12 protein-coding genes and 1 pseudogene are annotated in these 18,132 nt (G+C 44.5%); 10 read left to right on the top strand and 3 right to left on the bottom strand.

Annotated features, from left to right (window positions below; genetic code table 11):
• Nucleotide 1 precedes the first annotated feature (1 nt).
• The 5 genes from M2387_RS02705 (at nt 2) to M2387_RS02685 (ending at nt 7,145) form a co-directional block, all read left to right on the top strand.
• The gene (locus M2387_RS02705) at nt 2-469 is read left to right on the top strand and encodes a DUF1833 domain-containing protein (protein WP_259046992.1); all 468 of its coding nucleotides are present in this window, start codon (nt 2-4) and stop codon (nt 467-469) included.
• Nucleotides 466-858, top strand: coding sequence for an NlpC/P60 family protein (locus M2387_RS02700; protein ID WP_259046991.1), 393 nt, complete (start codon nt 466-468; stop codon nt 856-858). The genes M2387_RS02705 and M2387_RS02700 overlap by 4 nt, the downstream gene beginning before the upstream one ends.
• A complete protein-coding gene (locus tag M2387_RS02695) occupies nt 845-3,316 on the top strand; it encodes a host specificity factor TipJ family phage tail protein (protein ID WP_259046990.1) in 2,472 nt (823 codons plus the stop codon). Before M2387_RS02700 ends, M2387_RS02695 begins: the two co-directional genes overlap by 14 nt.
• A gap of 59 nt (nt 3,317-3,375) precedes the next feature.
• Nucleotides 3,376-5,715: a tail fiber/spike domain-containing protein gene (locus M2387_RS02690; RefSeq protein ID WP_259046989.1), complete on the top strand. Its 2,340-nt coding sequence runs from the start codon at nt 3,376-3,378 to the stop codon at nt 5,713-5,715.
• Between the two features lie 476 nt (nt 5,716-6,191).
• Nucleotides 6,192-7,145: a hypothetical protein gene (locus M2387_RS02685; protein ID WP_259046988.1), complete on the top strand. Its 954-nt coding sequence runs from the start codon at nt 6,192-6,194 to the stop codon at nt 7,143-7,145.
• Between the two features lie 502 nt (nt 7,146-7,647).
• Here M2387_RS02685 and M2387_RS02680 read toward each other — a convergent pair.
• Nucleotides 7,648-7,816: pseudogene (locus tag M2387_RS02680) on the bottom strand (tyrosine-type recombinase/integrase); the annotation flags it as partial.
• Between the two features lie 653 nt (nt 7,817-8,469).
• Here M2387_RS02680 and M2387_RS02675 point away from each other — a divergent pair.
• From M2387_RS02675 to btsR, 4 genes are all read left to right on the top strand, one after another.
• Entirely contained in the window at nt 8,470-8,787 is a 318-nt protein-coding gene (locus tag M2387_RS02675) for a cupin domain-containing protein (RefSeq protein ID WP_259046987.1), read from the top strand.
• 439 nt (nt 8,788-9,226) lie between these two features.
• Nucleotides 9,227-10,798 (top strand): sensor domain-containing diguanylate cyclase, encoded by a 1,572-nt coding sequence (locus M2387_RS02670; RefSeq protein ID WP_259046986.1) that lies wholly within the window; start codon nt 9,227-9,229, stop codon nt 10,796-10,798.
• Nucleotides 10,799-11,092: 294 nt separating this feature from the next.
• Nucleotides 11,093-12,799 carry a sensor histidine kinase gene (locus M2387_RS02665; protein ID WP_259046985.1) on the top strand — a complete coding sequence of 569 codons (1,707 nt, stop codon included), beginning with the start codon at nt 11,093-11,095 and terminating at the stop codon, nt 12,797-12,799.
• A complete protein-coding gene (btsR, locus tag M2387_RS02660; protein WP_259046984.1) occupies nt 12,793-13,506 on the top strand; it encodes a two-component system response regulator BtsR in 714 nt (237 codons plus the stop codon). Before M2387_RS02665 ends, btsR begins: the two co-directional genes overlap by 7 nt.
• A gap of 14 nt (nt 13,507-13,520) precedes the next feature.
• On the opposite strand, the gene yjiA is transcribed toward btsR, so the two are convergent.
• Nucleotides 13,521-14,483 (bottom strand): GTPase, encoded by a 963-nt coding sequence (gene yjiA / locus M2387_RS02655; RefSeq protein WP_259046982.1) that lies wholly within the window; start codon nt 14,481-14,483, stop codon nt 13,521-13,523.
• A gap of 633 nt (nt 14,484-15,116) precedes the next feature.
• Here yjiA and M2387_RS02650 point away from each other — a divergent pair.
• Nucleotides 15,117-15,446: a hypothetical protein gene (locus tag M2387_RS02650; RefSeq protein WP_259046981.1), complete on the top strand. Its 330-nt coding sequence runs from the start codon at nt 15,117-15,119 to the stop codon at nt 15,444-15,446.
• Nucleotides 15,447-15,718: 272 nt separating this feature from the next.
• Here the strand turns inward: M2387_RS02650 and M2387_RS02645 are convergent, their stop codons facing one another.
• Complete coding sequence (locus M2387_RS02645) at nt 15,719-17,872, bottom strand: carbon starvation CstA family protein (protein WP_259046980.1); 2,154 nt, start codon at nt 17,870-17,872, stop codon at nt 15,719-15,721.
• Nucleotides 17,873-18,132: the final 260 nt, after the last annotated feature.

Below are 18,132 nucleotides of genomic sequence, written 5' to 3'. Positions count from 1 at the left end.
TATGAAATTGCGCGATTACCGGGCGCAGAGACCAATCAGAGTAACGTTTGACACCATCACTTTCTCCCATCCTTCATTCGGCGATATCCATTTAGTCAGTCTGCAAATCGAGCCTAAAACCCTGGGCGGCGTTGAGTATCAACCGACGAACTTTGAGCTGTCAGGCAGCCAGCAGAGCAAGACACCGATTATAGACGCGTCGGTTAAGTTCAGCCGGGCAGCCCAGGGATTTAAGCAGCAACTGAAAGCCTGGCGCTCTTACACCCGGATGACGCCGATTGTGGCCACGTTCCGGATGTTTGACTCAGCTGATGTTAGCGAGCCGATGAGTGAGTGGTCTCTGTATGTGAAAGATATCTCGCTGGATGCTGAATCAGTAAATGTGACGCTATCAATGAATAACCCTCTGAATAAGAACATCGCCAAGATTTATACGATGGACGAATTCACCGGGCTGGAGACGGTATGACACGCGATGAGTTTATTAACCGGATGCTCGACGTGCCCTGGTCTAACCGGGCCTGTTCGTTTGAGGCTTGCGACTGCTGGGGCTTGCTTGTGCTCTATTACCGGCACGTTCTCGGGGTAGAGATTCATCACGACGCAGGTTATGAAGCGGGTAGCGACTTCGTGACATGTCACAAAGAGGAATCTGTGTTCTGGGAGCCAGTACCGCACCCGGTCGAGGATGGTTTTTTCATCGGGTACCTGGGCAGTCTCCCGGCTCATATCGGACTGATTATCGACGGCCAGGCATTTCACAGCCGCGGGGAAAACGGCAGCGTCCGGATTGACCGGTTGATAGTGCTTGAGAAGAAATTTACCCGACTGGAGTATATGCGATATGCCGATAGTTGAAATCCAGCGAATAGCGGGAACCCCAAAGGAAAGAGTCGATTTAACAGTCGGCTCTTTTTTTTATGATGACTGGTTAGCAAAACAGCAGTTTCATTCTGACGTTATTATCATCGTGAACGGGCGCGAACTGGCTGAAGAGGATGAGTTAAATTTCCAGCTGGTACCGACGCATTACATCCAGGTGATTGACCAGCCGAAGGGCTTTATTGGCGACATACTAAAACCCGTATTCAATATCGTGACTAAGGTGTTTTCGTTCCTGGCCCCGAAAACGCCGTCATTTTCTATTGCTGACTCAAACGCGAAAGACAGTCCGAATAACCGCCTGACCGGGCAAACCAATACCGCCCGGGCATATCAGGCGAGGCCGGACATTTACGGGCAGGTAAGGGCGTTCCCTGACCTGATTCAGCAGTCTATTTTTGAGTACAGCAACAACCTTAAAACGGTCACCGAGTGGCTGGACTTAGGTATCGGGCATTACCAAACGGAAAGCGTCCGGTTCGCTGAGTCAGATTTTACCGCCATGGCAGGGGCCAGTTACCGGATTTACCAGCCGGGTGAAGTCATTCCTCTGATTAACGAGGGATTCGAATTCCCCGATATCGACGGGCAGGAATTACCGGGCCCGAATGAAAGCGAGGATATCCCGCAGCAGACAGCGACCGCCAGCCAGGTAGTATCGGGTCAAATTCTCGGTGGCGAAGCAGCGATTAAAATTATCCGGCAGGATGAGTTCGAGTATTTCTATGAGTTGACAAAGCCGCGTTCAATATCGATGACGGTCAATGTCAGCTACGACACGCCGCAGGGAACGGTTACTAAAGACGTCAAGATTGACGCTCAGCTGACGCGCGCAGAACGGACGGACGACGGGGCTTTAATCAGTCCTGAAGAATACTATGAGTTCTATTTCTCTAACCTGTCTGGTGCTGAGCTGGCTGTATTACCTGCGAACGCTATCGTAAACACAACAAAATTCATTCTCTATGATAACCAGTTCCTTAGTGTGGGCCCGTTCTTCTCGCCTGTGGACGGCGACCAGCTATGGCTGCACTTTCAGGCGCAGCTAGGAAGCGGAAACTGGTCAGATGCTGATATTGACTACTGGGAAGTTGATATTGATAACAATGAGATAGAGGGAACCAGAAAGAAATCAACAGTCAGTATGTCAGAGACTAATGGTTCAAGGACATATTACAAGACGGTGAAATTAACACTCGATACCAGTGGGCGTTATGCGGTTCAGGTAACCCGGACGGTCAACTCAAATGACCAGAGTGTGATGAAGATTGAGAATGCCCATATCATTCGCACCAAGCGTGATGTGATATTTCCGGACGATACAATTGTCGGGATCAGCATTCGCGCTACAGAGGCGCCAACCGGAGCAAGGGAGCGAAAATATAACCTCCTGGCTACGCGGAAAGTTATTTCCTACAACCGTGAAACACGAACAGTCGATTACACCCTAAGGCCGTCGCGCAGCTTTGCTGATGCAGTACTTCACTCCTGGCTAAAAACTGCAGGGGAAAGTGAAAGCCATATAGATATTGATGGCTTGTACCGCGTTTTCGATAACCTCCCGGACCCACGCTTAGGTTATTTTGATTACACCTTTGATGATGAAGATATATCGCTAGGCCAGCGCATAGAGACTATCTGCAATGTCGCTAGGGTGACGGCCTATTGGGATAATGCAGTCCTGACGTTCGCGCGTGAAGAGGCAAAGAAATATCACGCCACGACATTTAACCGGGCGAACATTACCGGCAATGACATGAAAATCTCATATGACATGTCGATGCCCAGCGGCTATGACGGTGTTGAGATTGAATATGTTGAACCGGTACGGAATAAGAAAGACTACATTCGCTACCGGGTGGATGAAAACGGTATTACCGAGGGGCTATCACGCAACCCGAATAAAATCATACTGCAGGGCTGCCGTAATCCCTATCAGGCGCGTGATCGGGCATTGCTGGAGGCTAACCGATTAATCTCACAGCGCACCACAATATCTGTAACCACCCTGGCTGACGGTGGCAACGTCTATCCGTCAGATATGGTGTTAATCGCTGACACCTACGATTCAAATCAGCAGGGCGGGTATATTACGGCGCAGGATGGAAACATATTCACGACCAGTGAGCGAATCAATTTCGACGGTGAGATGTTTGTCTATTTGACTAACATCAGCGGATATACCACGCAGCAATTTAAAGCCACTGCGCGAGATGATACGGACTTCGGGTTTATTGCAGACGTTCCGGCCGATATTCAATTAAATATCTATGACGGCGTAAATATCCAGTCGCCATCACGCTACGTCATTGCCACATCCGTGGAACATGAATTAATGAAGTGGACTGTGACAGATAAGCGCCCGTCTCCCGGTGAGAAATACGCCATTACAGCCTCTGAATATTTCGACGCGAAACCAGACTATAACGTCTAAACAAATAAATTAACCAACAGGCCAGCCATCGTGCTGGCTTTTTTATTGGAAGAAAGCTAATGGCCATACCAAAACCAACACAAAAGCCAGTGCCGTCGAACGACATCAGAGACTTGCCATTTAACTCGGAAAAGATGGATGAGTTCACGAATTCCGAAAGTTACACATATGTTGACCGTTTGGGAAAAAATCGTCGTACACTCGCTGGAATTGATAACGATGCAAATCGGGCGATGTTGAACTATGGCTATATCACGGCGGACTCTTTTGAGGCGGGTTTTACCCTCATCACTCCTAACACTATTTTACGCTGGCGCTTCAACGGCGAGTATTACCGCTGGGATGGGGACTGGTCAGGGCCCAAAGTCGTTCCCGCCGGCTCCACACCTGAGAGCGCTGGCGGGATAGGACAGGGTAAGTGGCTAGGCGTGGGTGATGCTTCACTAAGGAGCCAGCTATCATCGGAGCGAGTGTCTGTATTGCCGCCAGTAGGTACTCTATTAAGCTTGATTGGTGTCAGTTCTCCTGTTGGGATAGGTGCAATAAGCTACCGGGGCAATAAGCTTATAAACTGGATTGCTGATGGTGATTTCTCTTTAACATCTCACACTTTACTTTCCGAGCCTGTAAAAAATGATTTTAATGAGTATGTTTTAACGACAGACAAAGGCAAGTTCACATTCGTAACAGAAGAAGTTGAAAAATTGAGAGGGGGGCAGCTTGACGGCCCCAAGAAAGGTGATATTAGAGGGTGGGGCTATCGCTCCTATAATAGCGAGGCTGGACTGGGGGATTATCTCATAGCTGGAGGGTACAATAATACTCCAAACTTACTTAAAGCTGTGGGTTATTGTGACGAATTAACCATTCCGGGTAATAGCCATGCAACGTTCGCATTACAGGAACGGACTGTATTAGCCTCCGTTTTACTAATCAGGAACAATAAAAAAATATATGCCAATAATTCCCACTGGTATTTACTAAATACAAATAGCTTAACTCATTTCTCATTCATCCACTTTAAAGCTCGAGGAGAGTATGCGCGTATATATGATCTGAACTTGGTCGGTGACAGGAAAGTGAATAAATCAGGTGCAGAGTGGGGGTATGGGTTTCTTACCCGCTCCTACAAAAATCTCGAGCTTGTACGTTGTACTGCGCGAGAGTTTCACGGTGATGGATTCATTACTGCAATGGATACTTCCTACCCCGGAAAGACAAACGAGCAGATAACATTAAACGAATGCCGCGCATGGAATAATGGCAGACAGGGGTTGAGTATCATCGGCGGTCAGGTTACCGTCATCAATAATGAATTTGATTTCACTAACGGCACAGACCCGATGTCCGGTATTGATATCGAGCCGGAGCCAAATATGCCAGCTGATTTAGATGTTAAAATAATCGGCTCGACGTTTAGAAAAAATAATGGAGCAGGTATTTTAATAGCACTCGGTAATGCGTTCTCCTCTCCGTTACTGGAGGGGAAAACCGTAGTTGATATTAACATCGTCATAGACTCCCCTTATATTCTTGAGAACAGAACAAGAGGATATAAAACAGATACAGCATTAAGGATTGTTTCCGGACCTATTGATTATGACAATGCCGTGTTTACGAATAGATTGGTTGGAAAAATTACCATTAACAATTACAACATTATTCGTCCGGCCTATGGTGCTATAGCGATTGATGACCACTATTCTGAATGCGTTCCTATTTTCTTGAATAATGGTTACATTGAAGATATTTGCCGCTACTCGCAACTTGGCGAGGAAATCCCCTCTGCAGGACTTGTAAAATTTGGATTCCGGTCAGGTAAAATGCCGTTATCACCAAATTACAAGCAAGGGCGAGTGGTAATTGATGGCCTGACTTATCATGATTCACACGGGACAACTTTCAGCCCCACTGCGACATATAACAATCACCGTGTTAAACGCCCATTCCTGAATATGTCAGACAAACCGATGACAAATGTCAGTGAATGGTTGACGGTACGGAATTTTAAAACAAACATCCGATTAGCTGATGGACCGTATTTATTCTGGAGAATGTACGGGGCGAGATATGAGGGAAAAAACCTCGAGGTCCCCATGTCGGGGAGTTTGTTCGGAAATGATGCGTACAACTATGGTGAAGGCGTAAATATTGCTCTCATGCCAGTTGTACCAGGAACATCGCAGGATATGACACTCCCGCTGGCTGAAAACATGATTGACTCTACAGTGCACTTTATCAGGAGACATGCATCAACGGCTCAAATAGTTTTCCGTGGTAACTCAGGGGATAAAATCAGAACACCGGCAGGTGCCTTGGTTGACTCTGTGACAACGACAGAGGCGCGTGGGTTACATCGGTTCTATAGTTTGACTAATGGGATCTGGGTTCAACTGTAATTCAGGATTGGAGGGTTAGCCAGGGACTGGCTGAGTGGATTAATCTAAAAAAGTAGTTATCAAAACTCAACGCTAATTACTGTAAATCAATGAGTTACAACGCAGCTAAAAGAGCATTAGAATCATTGAAAACAGCTATTTTAAATATTAAAATCAATGAATTGAGTTAAATCTCTAAATATATTGCTCCGTCACATGGGCTGGCCGGTTAATTCAAGTCAGCCACGGACGGCTACCCATCAATCCAGTCTGTTACCGTATGCTTAGCTTGGTTAATGGGTGGCAGGATAAATATAGATTTGGAATATGGTGGTCGAGAGCTGACTTAAACAGGGCGCCTGCTAGTTACCAAAAAATAGGGGGTTAAGAGACTTGTAGTGTACTTTCTTTGCATTCATCCTACCCCACTTATTACTGTTGATATTTTTTGTGCTAATATTATTTATGCTTATTTTTATAAGGGATAAAGGTTAAGTATGAGTAGTGTAAAAACAATGCATGATTTAGATTCTATAAAAAAAGAATTTGACGTACTTCTTGAAAGACTTAATTTAATTCTTAAAGAAAGAAGACCAAATTCTAATATTTATAACACAAAACTAGGTAGGATTAAGAAAGATCTCGATGATGTGTCAAACTTAGATGTGTTCCGTGCCGGTAAAATTGCTGAATTGGTAATGAAATACAACTCAATAAATAGACTTCTCGACTCTGGTGTTGAGTATAATAGGAATGATTTCATAAGGATTGTTGAAGGTGGGGTGGATTATGAAATTGATTCCGATGGAATGTATAATGATTACTTTTTTGAGTTGTCTATGGCGTGTAGATTCATTGATGCCAACAAAGGGAGAGATGTTTCTATAAACCTTAATAGTGCTTGTGATGTGATTATTGATAATTTCATTGCCATTGAATGTAAATATATTCATAGTCCTGCAGGACTCATGAAAAACATAAGAACAGCCAAAAAACAAGTCGACAAAAGAGTTGCTGATGGCGAAGCAAAATGTGGATTTATTGCTCTTGATTTATCACATCTATGCCCACAAGAAAAAATAAATACTTTTTCATATCCGGTTTTTAATTTGTTTTCAGGGAATTACGCCTCATTATATGAGAAAATACAATGTTCTGACTCTATTACCTATGACGTCTTAGGAGATAAGAACTTCCTAGGAGTAATTAGTAGCTACATTATGCATGAGACCGAATGTGCTTTGCATAGTGAGTTTGATCACTCTTATGATTTGGGTGAAAATGTATTAGGTATTGTACTCCAATCGATGAAGGCTTTTGTTTTCGAATACAATGGAGACAGAGTTCCTTTGTCAACAAGAGGTATGACATATATTTTGAATAGAAAATATGATTTAGAGTATCAAGAAAAAGTAAAAAAACTTATTCATTCATTAGCAGTGGGTATTTAGATTATCAATCCACAAACCTAATTGCAGGATGTTCAACCCCCGCATCAATGTTGCCAACGACCTTCTTCAGCTCACGAAAAAGGTTCTCAGCCTGGCTGCGTGATATGTATGTCGTTTGATCGGAGAGTTCTTTGATGGATCACATTGGGACACCTGCCATCACATGTCTACGACACGCCCCCGTTTTTTCTTCCAGATACAGACTTTTTCTTACATTCGTGATGTTGAGATCATGGGGCAAAACATGGGACAAAATGCCTTGTGGGACACAAAATGGGACACAAATAATGTAGTTTATTGGTGCTTATAGTAGAAAAATAATTTAGCTAACATATTGAAATTAATATAAATTTACATACTTTCAATGTGTTAGTTAAATTAGAGTTTCTTATTCAGGTTGTACTGCTCTTTTTTATTTTCTTGTTGATTATTAATCATTTAACATTTACTCAAGTATCAAATGGGGCATAAATGGGGCAAAACTGTTTTAAAATGCCAGTTTTCATTCGGCATAGGCTTCATACACATTCTGCGCATTTTCATGCCCCATCTGATTAGCAATAAAAGACGGGTTAGCGCCTGCGGTTCGTATAGCCTGCATGCGAAAGTGTGTGTGTATGGTACGGATTGCAGCGACGAATACCAGCACGTTTTACAGCAGAATTCCAACGTTAGACGATGAAGCTTTAAGAGGAATAAGTTTTTTACTCTCCAGGCGGTGATAACGACATAGCTTGAGTTCGGAAACTATACTGGTTTATCTGTTTTACCGGGCGGCACCGGACTCAAGAACGACAGGCGAAAAACTATTGATTCGGAAGGCCATTTTGGTGAAAGGGTGCTGGATCTTATAGTTGTAAGCGGCGTCGTCGGGATGACCTGTCGACGGGTATATTCCCCCCTCGTTGTTTTCAGTGATTAATTTTAATGTATGTTTATACGGGTGTTTGTTTTTGAAAGTTATTATATCGCTGTCTTTAAAATAGTTTTAAATTTCAATAAGTCACAGAGATTAGTTGGCTGGTTTTTTATTCATGCATTAAATCATGTATTTAAACTATCGCCTAACGTTTAACATAGGTAAATACATACCTGTCTGCTTTCTGTCTATTTTCCCAGGATAATATTTTTTGAGTGCAATGTCTTTTACATAGATGTTCACTTCCAGTTATCAGATGAAAGTTTTAACAGGCGTTTTTTCCTCAGCATTATTCACCGCTCAGCATAGCTTAGTTTTAATCTGAATTTGTGCCTGACAAGAAGCAGGTTATACCCTGACTCATTCAAGCCACTTCTGGCTGAAGATAACCATTAAGGGTTTTTAATGAGTACAGGTAACTTATCTTTACTGGCGCAGGCATTCCCTGAGGTGTGGCAATCCCGCCGGCTCGGTGAAGTGGGAAATGCAGCGATTAAACTGATTAAAATGGGCGGTGAGGGGATACCTGATGAACACCATGCCGAATTTGATGAACTGCTGGTGGTAATCGAGGGCGAGATGGAGCTGGTTATTGATGAGCACGCGGTTCAGCTTAAAACGGGGGATTATTATTTGATTCCTCGCGGAGCCATACATCGTGTTTCACCCGGAAGCCATGGCACTTTATTGCTGGTGGATGCTGATCTTAGCGTCAGTAAATAGCACGTTTTACTGAAACTCAGATTGTTAACATTCTGAAGCTTGCTGATTCAGGCTTTTTTGTCTGAGTCACCTCAGGCTGGATTCTGAAATGCTATCACCGCCTCAGATTTAACAGTGATATTTTCAACCTTAAACGCAGAGTCAAAAAAACGCTGCAAGACTATTTGTTTGAATAATATCCCCCCGGAGATATACCGGAGACAGTCAGAAAATTGTAATAGGGACTGTCTCCGGTAACGGGGAGTGGACACTATTGCATCTAAAGAGAATGCAGCAGAGAATAATTTCTAAAGTTAAATCTTTAGCATATGATTAGCATTAGGGGTCTACGGTTATTCTACAGCGGATAATCTCTGGGACATTTTAGATGATTCGTTGTCCTTGCTCTGTAGGTGCACACCTGGCAGTTAGCAGGGATGGTCAGTAGTACAGGTGAATAATGTTAAAAAAAAAGCCCTATCTGAGACCTCTCCTCATCCTGCTTAGCACTGGCGGTGTTCTACTTACATCCGCTCTTCTGTTAAGCACTATGCTGATATTTCAAAAGAACAACATTGAAGATTCTCTTCTGGACAGTAACCTCGCCTATGCAAGAAAACTTGCCGATACCACTGACAGGTATCTGGATTTTGCACAAAAAGAATTAGCATGGAGTGCATCACAGATACTCAGTACTGACCCGGTTGCCTGCAAAAATGAGTTAGAGGGCCTCAACCTCAGATCCGGTATTTTTAACTCTTTGGTCATGGTAGATCCTCAGGACACTCTGGTTACGTCATATCCGCCATTACCTTCACGAATCGGTATTAAAGTACATTCAAAAATGTCCAAACAAATGCTGGCTGCCCGGCATCCGATGATTACCCAGCCATTCATTTCCGTTGCTGGGAATTTAATGATCATGCTTATCCATCCCATTCAAACTCCCGAAGGTCGTTATCTGGGGTTTATAGGGGGCAGCATTTATCTAAAAAAACACAATATGCTGAGCGATATTCTTAGTCTCCATTTTTTTGGAAAAAATATCGCTATCACTATTGTGGATAATGATGGACGTATCATATATGACCCGACTTCAGGCCATACAGGCAACCTTATCCCTCTGCCTTCCGAGGTTAAAGAGGCATTACGTAAGAATAAGAACGGGTACTTTATAGGACGCGATGGAGACAAGGAAAATCTGGTAGGTTACGCGAACCTGACGAAAACTGACTGGAATATTTTTGTCTCTACACCTGTAAATACGATAACAGATATGCTGAAACAAACGCTGGAGAAAATTTCAGGAATGGTAGTTACGATCCTACTTCTAGTTGCTGCCGGAATGGCCTTTATTTCCTCTCGTATTGCGCGCCCGCTGGAGCAATTGGCGAGATTCGTCAAGGCTACCGATAACTCCATGTTACCGGAAAAATTATCCACTATCAGAGTTTGGTATCAGGAAGCGGCTTTGTTAAGAAATGCCCTGGAAAAAAACCTACGCTCTGTATCAGCCCGCTTAGCTGTACTCAGTGATGAAGCTTTGACAGATCCCCTAACCGGGTTGCTTAATCGACGAGGATTCAATGAGCAGTCATCCCAAATTAATAACAACAAGGTTCTGTCTGTTATTGCTGTGGACATTGACTATTTTAAAAATATCAATGACCGTTTCGGGCATGAAATGGGGGATAAAGTACTTGTGCAGATTGCTGACCTACTCAAGCTAACCTGCCGGGAAAGCGATATCATTAGCCGTTTCGGCGGAGAGGAGTTTATTGTACTCCTCCCCGAGACCTCGCTGTCGAGCGCGATAGCGATAGCAGAACGCATCCGTCAGGTCATAGCTGGAGCAGACTTCCCAGAGTCATCACATATTACTATTTCTGCGGGGGTAGCCAGCCTGCAAGAATATGGCTGCGACCTGGAGCAGCTTTTACGAAATGCGGATGCTGCTCTTTATCAGGCAAAGTTGCAGGGACGAAACAGAGTCGCTATCAGTGAAACAGTCAGGGAGAGCAACACAGATTAACTGTTCCATGTATTCCATGTCATATCCGTTAATACAAAGGAGCAAAATGTCAGTCTTTCCGGCGCATCTCTTTGATGTGGTTCCACCTATCAGAACAAGGTTTTATGGGGCTTACTGATAATGTTCTGTGTATCCCCATCGCAAACTGCAATACAATAAGCGCTCAGGCAGTGCAGATAAACGCTGCGCTGCGGATATGTTGTCAGAACCTGCGCTTTAACACCACGCTCAGCCCACGCGTCAACATTTCGTTCAATCATCGGCATTAACTTGCCGGGGTGCGGAAAACTAAGAATGTATGAGTTTAATCTAGTCCTACTGCTGCTACAGCAAATGTGTGTGTTTCTGGTTATTGCCTGGCTGATGAGCAAAACGCGGTTGTTTATCCCGTTAGTGCAGGTCACGGTTCGCTTACCCCACAAACTGTTATGCTACATCACGTTCTCTATTTTCTGCATCATGGGAACCTATTTTGGTCTGCATATAGAAGATTCGATCGCCAATACGCGTGCAATTGGTGCCGTTATGAGTGGGCTGCTGGGCGGGCCGGTAGTGGGAGGGCTGGTCGGGCTGACTGGCGGTATCCATCGCTATTCCATGGGCGGGATGACAGCACTGAGTTGTATGATTTCGACTTTTGCTGAGGGATTAATGGGTGGGCTGGTACACAGTTATCTGGTCAAGCACGGAAGAACCGATAAACTGTTTAACCCGCTAGTGGCAGGGGCTGTGACCTTCGCTGCTGAAATTCTGCAAATGGTGATCATTGTTCTGATTGCCCGTCCTTTTGATAATGCGGTACATCTGGTCAGTAATATTGCCGCGCCAATGATGGTGACCAATACCGTCGGGGCGGCGATGTTTATGCGCATTTTACTCGACAAGCGCGCCATGTTTGAAAAATACACTTCGGCATTCTCGGCAACAGCATTAAAAGTCGCGGCTTCAACGGAAGGGATACTACGCCAGGGCTTTAATGAAGAAAACAGCATGAAAGTGGCGCAGGTACTATTAAAAGAGCTGGATATTGCTGCGGTGGCGATTACCGACAGAGAAAAATTGCTGGCCTTTACCGGTATTGGTGAAGATCATCATTTAGCCGGGCGTCCCATTAACTCTCGATATACCTGGCGGGCAATTGAAAACGACGAAGTCGTCTATGCTGACGGTAATGAGCTGCCTTATCGTTGTTCATTACATGCTAATTGTAAGCTAGGTTCTACGCTGGTTATCCCTTTACGAGGGGAAAATCGCAGAGTGATTGGGACTATCAAACTCTATGAAGTGCGTAATCGGCTATTTAGCTCAATCAACCGTACGCTAGGGGAAGGTATTGCCCAGCTCTTATCGGCTCAGATCCTGGCGGGTAAATTTGAGCGACAAAAAGCATTGTTAGCACAGTCAGAAATTAAATTATTACATGCTCAGGTTAATCCGCATTTCTTATTTAATGCCTTGAATACCTTACTCGCCGTTATCCGCAAGGACAGCGACAAAGCGGGGCAGTTAGTACAGAACCTGTCGACCTTTTTCCGAAAAAACCTTAAGCGTTCAGCAGAGGTTGTGACGCTGGCGGAAGAGCTTGAGCATGTAAATGCTTATTTGCAAATTGAACTCGCTCGCTTTCCAACACAGCTTAAAGTGGATTTACAGGTTCCGGATGAATTCTATTTTCAGAAACTCCCTGCTTTTACCCTACAGCCATTAGTGGAAAATGCTATCAAACACGGAACATCCCAGTTATTAAGTAATGGTAATATTGTCATCCGCGCCTATCGCCAGAATGACGGTGTGGTTGTTGAAGTGGAGGATAATGCCGGACTTTACCAGCAGAGTGGTACCGACACCCGCACGAATACAGAGGGGGGATTAGGAATGAGTTTAGTGGATAAACGTCTGCGAGCCCGATTTGGTGATGACTACGGTATTTCTGTGAGTTGTGACCCTGACTATTTTACCCGCGTAACCTTACGTCTACCGACCGGAGAAACAGCATGTTAAGAGTGTTACTCGTTGATGACGAACCGCTGGCACTGGAAAATCTTCGTCTGCAGTTGCAGGATGAAAGTGATGTCGAAATCGTAGGGGAATGCGCTAATGCCATCGAGGCTATAGGTACGATCCATAAAATTCGCCCCGATATTGTCTTTCTTGATATCCAGATGCCAAGAATTAGTGGCCTGGAAATGGTAGGTATGCTCGACCAGCAGCATCGGCCCCATATCGTTTTCCTTACGGCTTTTGAAGAGTATGCGCTTCAGGCTTTTGAACAATGCGCTTTTGACTATTTACTCAAGCCCATTCAGCCGGGCCGGCTACAGAAAACACTGGAAAGGTTACGCATAGGTCAGCAGACTCAGGATATCACCCAGCTCTCACAGTATCAGCAGCCGCTAAAGTTTATCCCTTGTATCAGTAGCAATCGAATCTGGCTGCTACAGCTGGAAGATGTTGCCTTTGTCAGTAGTCGAATAGGCGGTGTTTATGTTACCAGCAAGGACGGGCAGGAGAGTTTTACTGAGCTGACCTTACGAACGCTGGAAACACGCACCTCTTTGTTACGTTGTCACCGACAGCACCTGGTTAATATGAATTACTTGAAAGAGATCCGCCTGGAAGATCAGGCGGAACTGTTATTGCGGGATGGTCAAATTGTTCCGGTGAGTCGCCGTTATTTGAAAACGCTGAAAGAGACGGTAGGGTTATAAATTATCCTGCTGACTCAGGCCGGTTGTAGACGGGCAAAAGCGGCCCGAATCTCTTCTTCTGGCAGATCCTGGCCAATAAATACCATAACACTGCGTGGTGTTTCATCTGGCTGCCAGGGTCTGTCCCAGTCAGCGCTATAGAGGCGCTGCACGCCCTGGAACAACAAGCGAGCGGGCTGGTCTTCTATCCAGAGCATGCCTTTGTAGCGCATCAGATTATCGGCAAAACTCAGAAGCAGTTCTTCCATCACAGCGGAAACCGCTGATAACACGACAGGATAGTCGAACTCCAGCACGATGGAAGAGACCGTATTTTGCTGAGGCGCAATGCGGTGAAACAGCGGTTTCGCCGGAATAATATCTTCCTCCAGCATAAAACCACGGGTATCAAACAGTAGCTGAGGATCAATATCACCCTGAATCAGGGTATATATTGGGGCTCTGGCATTAATACGTTGCAGGCGTTCAGTTAATTCGCGGGTATCACCGGCGACATCTGTTTTTGTCAGCAAAATACGGTCGGCATAACCTACTTGTGACTGGGCAAGAGGGAATTTATCCAGCTGTGACATGGCATGAACTGCATCTACCAGGGTAATAACGCCATCTAACAGATACCTTTCGCAGATAACTTCATGGGCAAAAAATGCCTGTAAAATCGGGCCGGGATCGGCCATACCGGTACATTCGATCATCAGTCGGTCAAACTGCACTTCACCTTTGTCCAGACTGTCGAGTAAATCAAGCAGCGCCGCTTCCAGTTCACCAGAACGGGTACAGCAGATACAGCCATTCGTCAGGGTCGTGATGCGCGTTGCGCGCTCGCCGATAAGCTGGTTATCGATAGGCGTTTCGCCAAATTCATTCTCAATAACAGCAATTTTATAGTCTTGCTGAGTATGAAGAATATGTCGCAACAGGGTGGTTTTCCCTGCGCCAAGGAAACCGGTTAGTACGGTTACCGCAATCGGGGTCATGATATTATTCCTCTTAGCAACAACGTTTCGAAATTAAATTGAGCACTCCCCACGAATTAATTTAGGAGATGCTTCTGTCAATATTAATTAGTATACCTTTATTCTTAAGCTAATAAACATCTTTTGAATAATAATTATAAATATTGCTGTCCGACACTGTATTCTCCTTACGGAAAATCTCAATATCTATTTTAATGATTAATTATGGATGCAACCTCTCGGAAAAATGTCACTTGTTTGATTTTTGTTATTGCATAATTAGATGAGCATTGCATTTCTTTAAAAAAAGTATTGATGAAAAAAATAACGAGTTATTGTGTTGATGTTGTCAATCAAGTCACAATCTCTATCGTTATTTTTAATAAGCTTGGCATTGAATTAAACAAGTGGGATGATCTTTAAAATAATATGCATGGTTATAATAAATTTTTTGGAGTTAAATTCAGTTGTCTTTTTATGATAGCTCAATAAAAAATTTCAGATTGAATGGTTAGAGTTGTTACCTATTACTTCTTATATAATGTATCTAAAGTGATTTTAATTATATGTATTTGATATAAATGATTTGATTGGCGTGTTGGTAATGATCTTATTAGCTAGTTCCGTAAGTCAACAGCAAAAAAGAGGGATATCATGAATGCTATGAATGAATATTTTGTTAAGTTTAACCTGGAAAATGGTAAAGATATCACTAAGGAGCAGTTAAGCGAGGCATTAGTACAAAATAATTATATTTATATTGATCTGTACGATGGACACTGGTCTCGAAATATCTATATTCCAGATGATGTGCCACTTTATGGCGGTATTATATATATAACGTCTAAAGCAACATTTAAAGCAAATGTGCATGTATATGATAGGCAGTATGTTTTATCAAGAACAAATGAATTGGTTGTGTTGGGTAGTCCAATGAAACACTGGGTTGCAGTTGCTCCTGTAGCCTCTCTGGATGTCAAATAACGGTCACATGTAAAACTCATTGCTTAGTACGTATTTTGACCAGATTATTTAGTATTGGCAGACTTCGATTTGGTTTGTTTTATATTAATAGCTAAAGATATATCACGGTATTGAATAATGAATGATCTTGTATCAAATTATTCAAACACCACTCGGTTATCACGGGAGCTTATGGCTGACTGGTCATCAGGTTGACATTAGCGGAGAATGTCTGGCGACATACTCCGCTAATTTTAGAACGAACAGTACTGAAACTATTCTTAGTCTAGTTATTAGTGTCCTGAGGAGATTTTAATCCCTTCTTTCGGCACTGGAACATAAGGGGTTTCGGTATCTGTCGGCTGGTCGCTATTGCGGGCTTTCAGATAAGTACGAACACCGTAGAAGATAATGCTGTACACCACGAACAGGAAGAGAATACTCAGGCCTGCGTTGGTGTAGTTGTTAATCACAATATGTTTCATATCAGCTAACTGAGCTGCTGTGGCGTCTGCACCTGCGTTAGCAATCTTCTCGTTATACTGGTTGGCCATGTAGAAGAAGCCTTCCATTTTCTCATTGTTACTGAACAATTTGAGTGCCAGTGCCCAGGTGGTACAGAGAAGTAACCAGATAGCCGGAGTTAATGTAACCCAGACATACTGAGTACGTTTCATTTTCACCAGGACTACAGTTGCCAGGATAAGTGCGACGGCTGCCAGCATTTGGTTTGAGATACCAAACAGTGGCCACAGGCTCTTAACGCCGCCCAGCGGGTCAACAACGCCTTGATACAGCAGATAACCCCACAGACCCACACAACCTGCAGTACCAATAACACCGGCAATCCATGAATCGGTTTTTTTCAGGAACGGAACAAAGTTACCCAATAAGTCTTGCAGCATAAAGCGGCCAGAACGGGTTCCCGCATCCAGAGCGGTCAGGATAAACAGGGCTTCAAACAGAATACCGAAGTGGTACCAGAAGCCCATATCAGCCAGCGGCATAATCTGGTGGAACACGTGAGCAATACCGACCGCCAGGGTAGGCGCGCCACCGGCACGGTTTAATACAGAAGGTTCACCAATATCTTTCGCTGTTTGCAAAATCTGCTCAGGAGAGATAACAAAGCCCCAGGAACTCACCGTTGCTGCCGCATGGGCGGTAACATCTTTTAACTGAGCCATGATCATCGGTGCGTTTTCACCGCCCAGCTCATGCAGGTTAGGCATAGTGATACCCAGTCCTGCCGGAGGCGTGTTCATCGCAAAATAGAGGCCAGGCTCAATGATAGATGCAGCAACCAGCGCCATAACGGCGACAAAGGATTCCATCAGCATGGCACCGTAACCAATAAAGCGGGCATCGGTTTCACAGGCCAGCAGTTTAGGTGTAGTTCCGGAGGCAATCAGAGCATGGAAGCCAGAGACTGCACCACAAGCAATGGTAATAAACAGGAACGGGAACAGGGCACCCTTCCATAACGGACCGCTACCATCAACATACTGAGTCAGGGCTGGCATTTTCAATTCTGGATTCAGAATTATAATACCAATTGCCAGGCCGACGATAACGCCGATTTTCAGGAAGGTTGCCAGATAGTCGCGCGGTGCCAGAATCAGCCATACCGGTAATAGTGCGGAAACGAAAGCATAACCAATCAGAGTGAAAGTGATTGTTGTATCTTTAAAGGTCAGAGCAGGGCCCCAGTATGGGTCGTGTGCAATGATGCCGCCGAACCAAATAGAGGCAACCAGTAACACAATACCAATAACCGAAACTTCACCGATTCTACCTGGCCGCAGATAGCGCATATAAATCCCCATAAACAGGGCAATCGGCACGGTGGAACAAACGGTGAAGACACCCCACGGACTTTCGGCCAGGGCTTTAACCACGATTAATGCCAGCACCGCCAGAATAATAATCATGATAAGGAAACAGCCAAACAGGGCGATGGTACCCGGTACGGTACCCATCTCTTCTTTAATGATTTCGCCGAGCGAAGCACCATTACGGCGGGAAGAGATAAATAACACCATAAAGTCTTGAACCGCACCCGCCAGTACCACACCGGCCAGTAACCAGAGCACGCCTGGCAGATAACCCATCTGTGCTGCAAGAACAGGGCCGACTAACGGACCTGCGCCAGCAATGGCGGCAAAGTGGTGACCGAATAACACGTTACGGTTAGTCGGGACATAGTTCAGACCATCATTGTTAATGACCGCAGGCGTTGCCCGTGTAGGGTCAAGTTTCATGACTTTCTGGGCAATATAAAGGCTGTAATAGCGATATGCCACGATGTAGACGGAGACAGAGGCGACAATTATCCACAATGCGCTGATGTGCTCACCGCGTCTGAGGGCAACAACACCCAGACAGCAAGCACCCAGAATGGCGATAATTATCCATGGTAGATGTTTGAATAATGACTTTTTATTCATGGTTGACCTGGTTGGTTTAAGACTGAATAAGCCCTCTTCTCTGATTTGAGTTGTCTGAATGCCGTGAGAGAGGGTACCTGTTTTCAGGCGCTAGCATGCCAAATCCAGGTCTTGCGAAGGGGGAAACCTGCTAAGCGGTCACAGAGGGGAATAAGCGGTTATAAGGGGGGATGAGCGGTAACCTCGATGATTTATGAAGCGAAATTTGTGATTGATATCACGACTTTCCGTAGTGTGAGATTCTGAATTCTGCTCTCTCT

The organism is Klebsiella sp. BIGb0407 (assembly GCF_024807845.1).
Lineage (GTDB): Bacteria > Pseudomonadota > Gammaproteobacteria > Enterobacterales > Enterobacteriaceae > JGM124.
The sequence above is the reverse complement of the archived record's forward strand: the minus strand, read 5'-3'. Positions and strand labels throughout refer to the sequence as shown.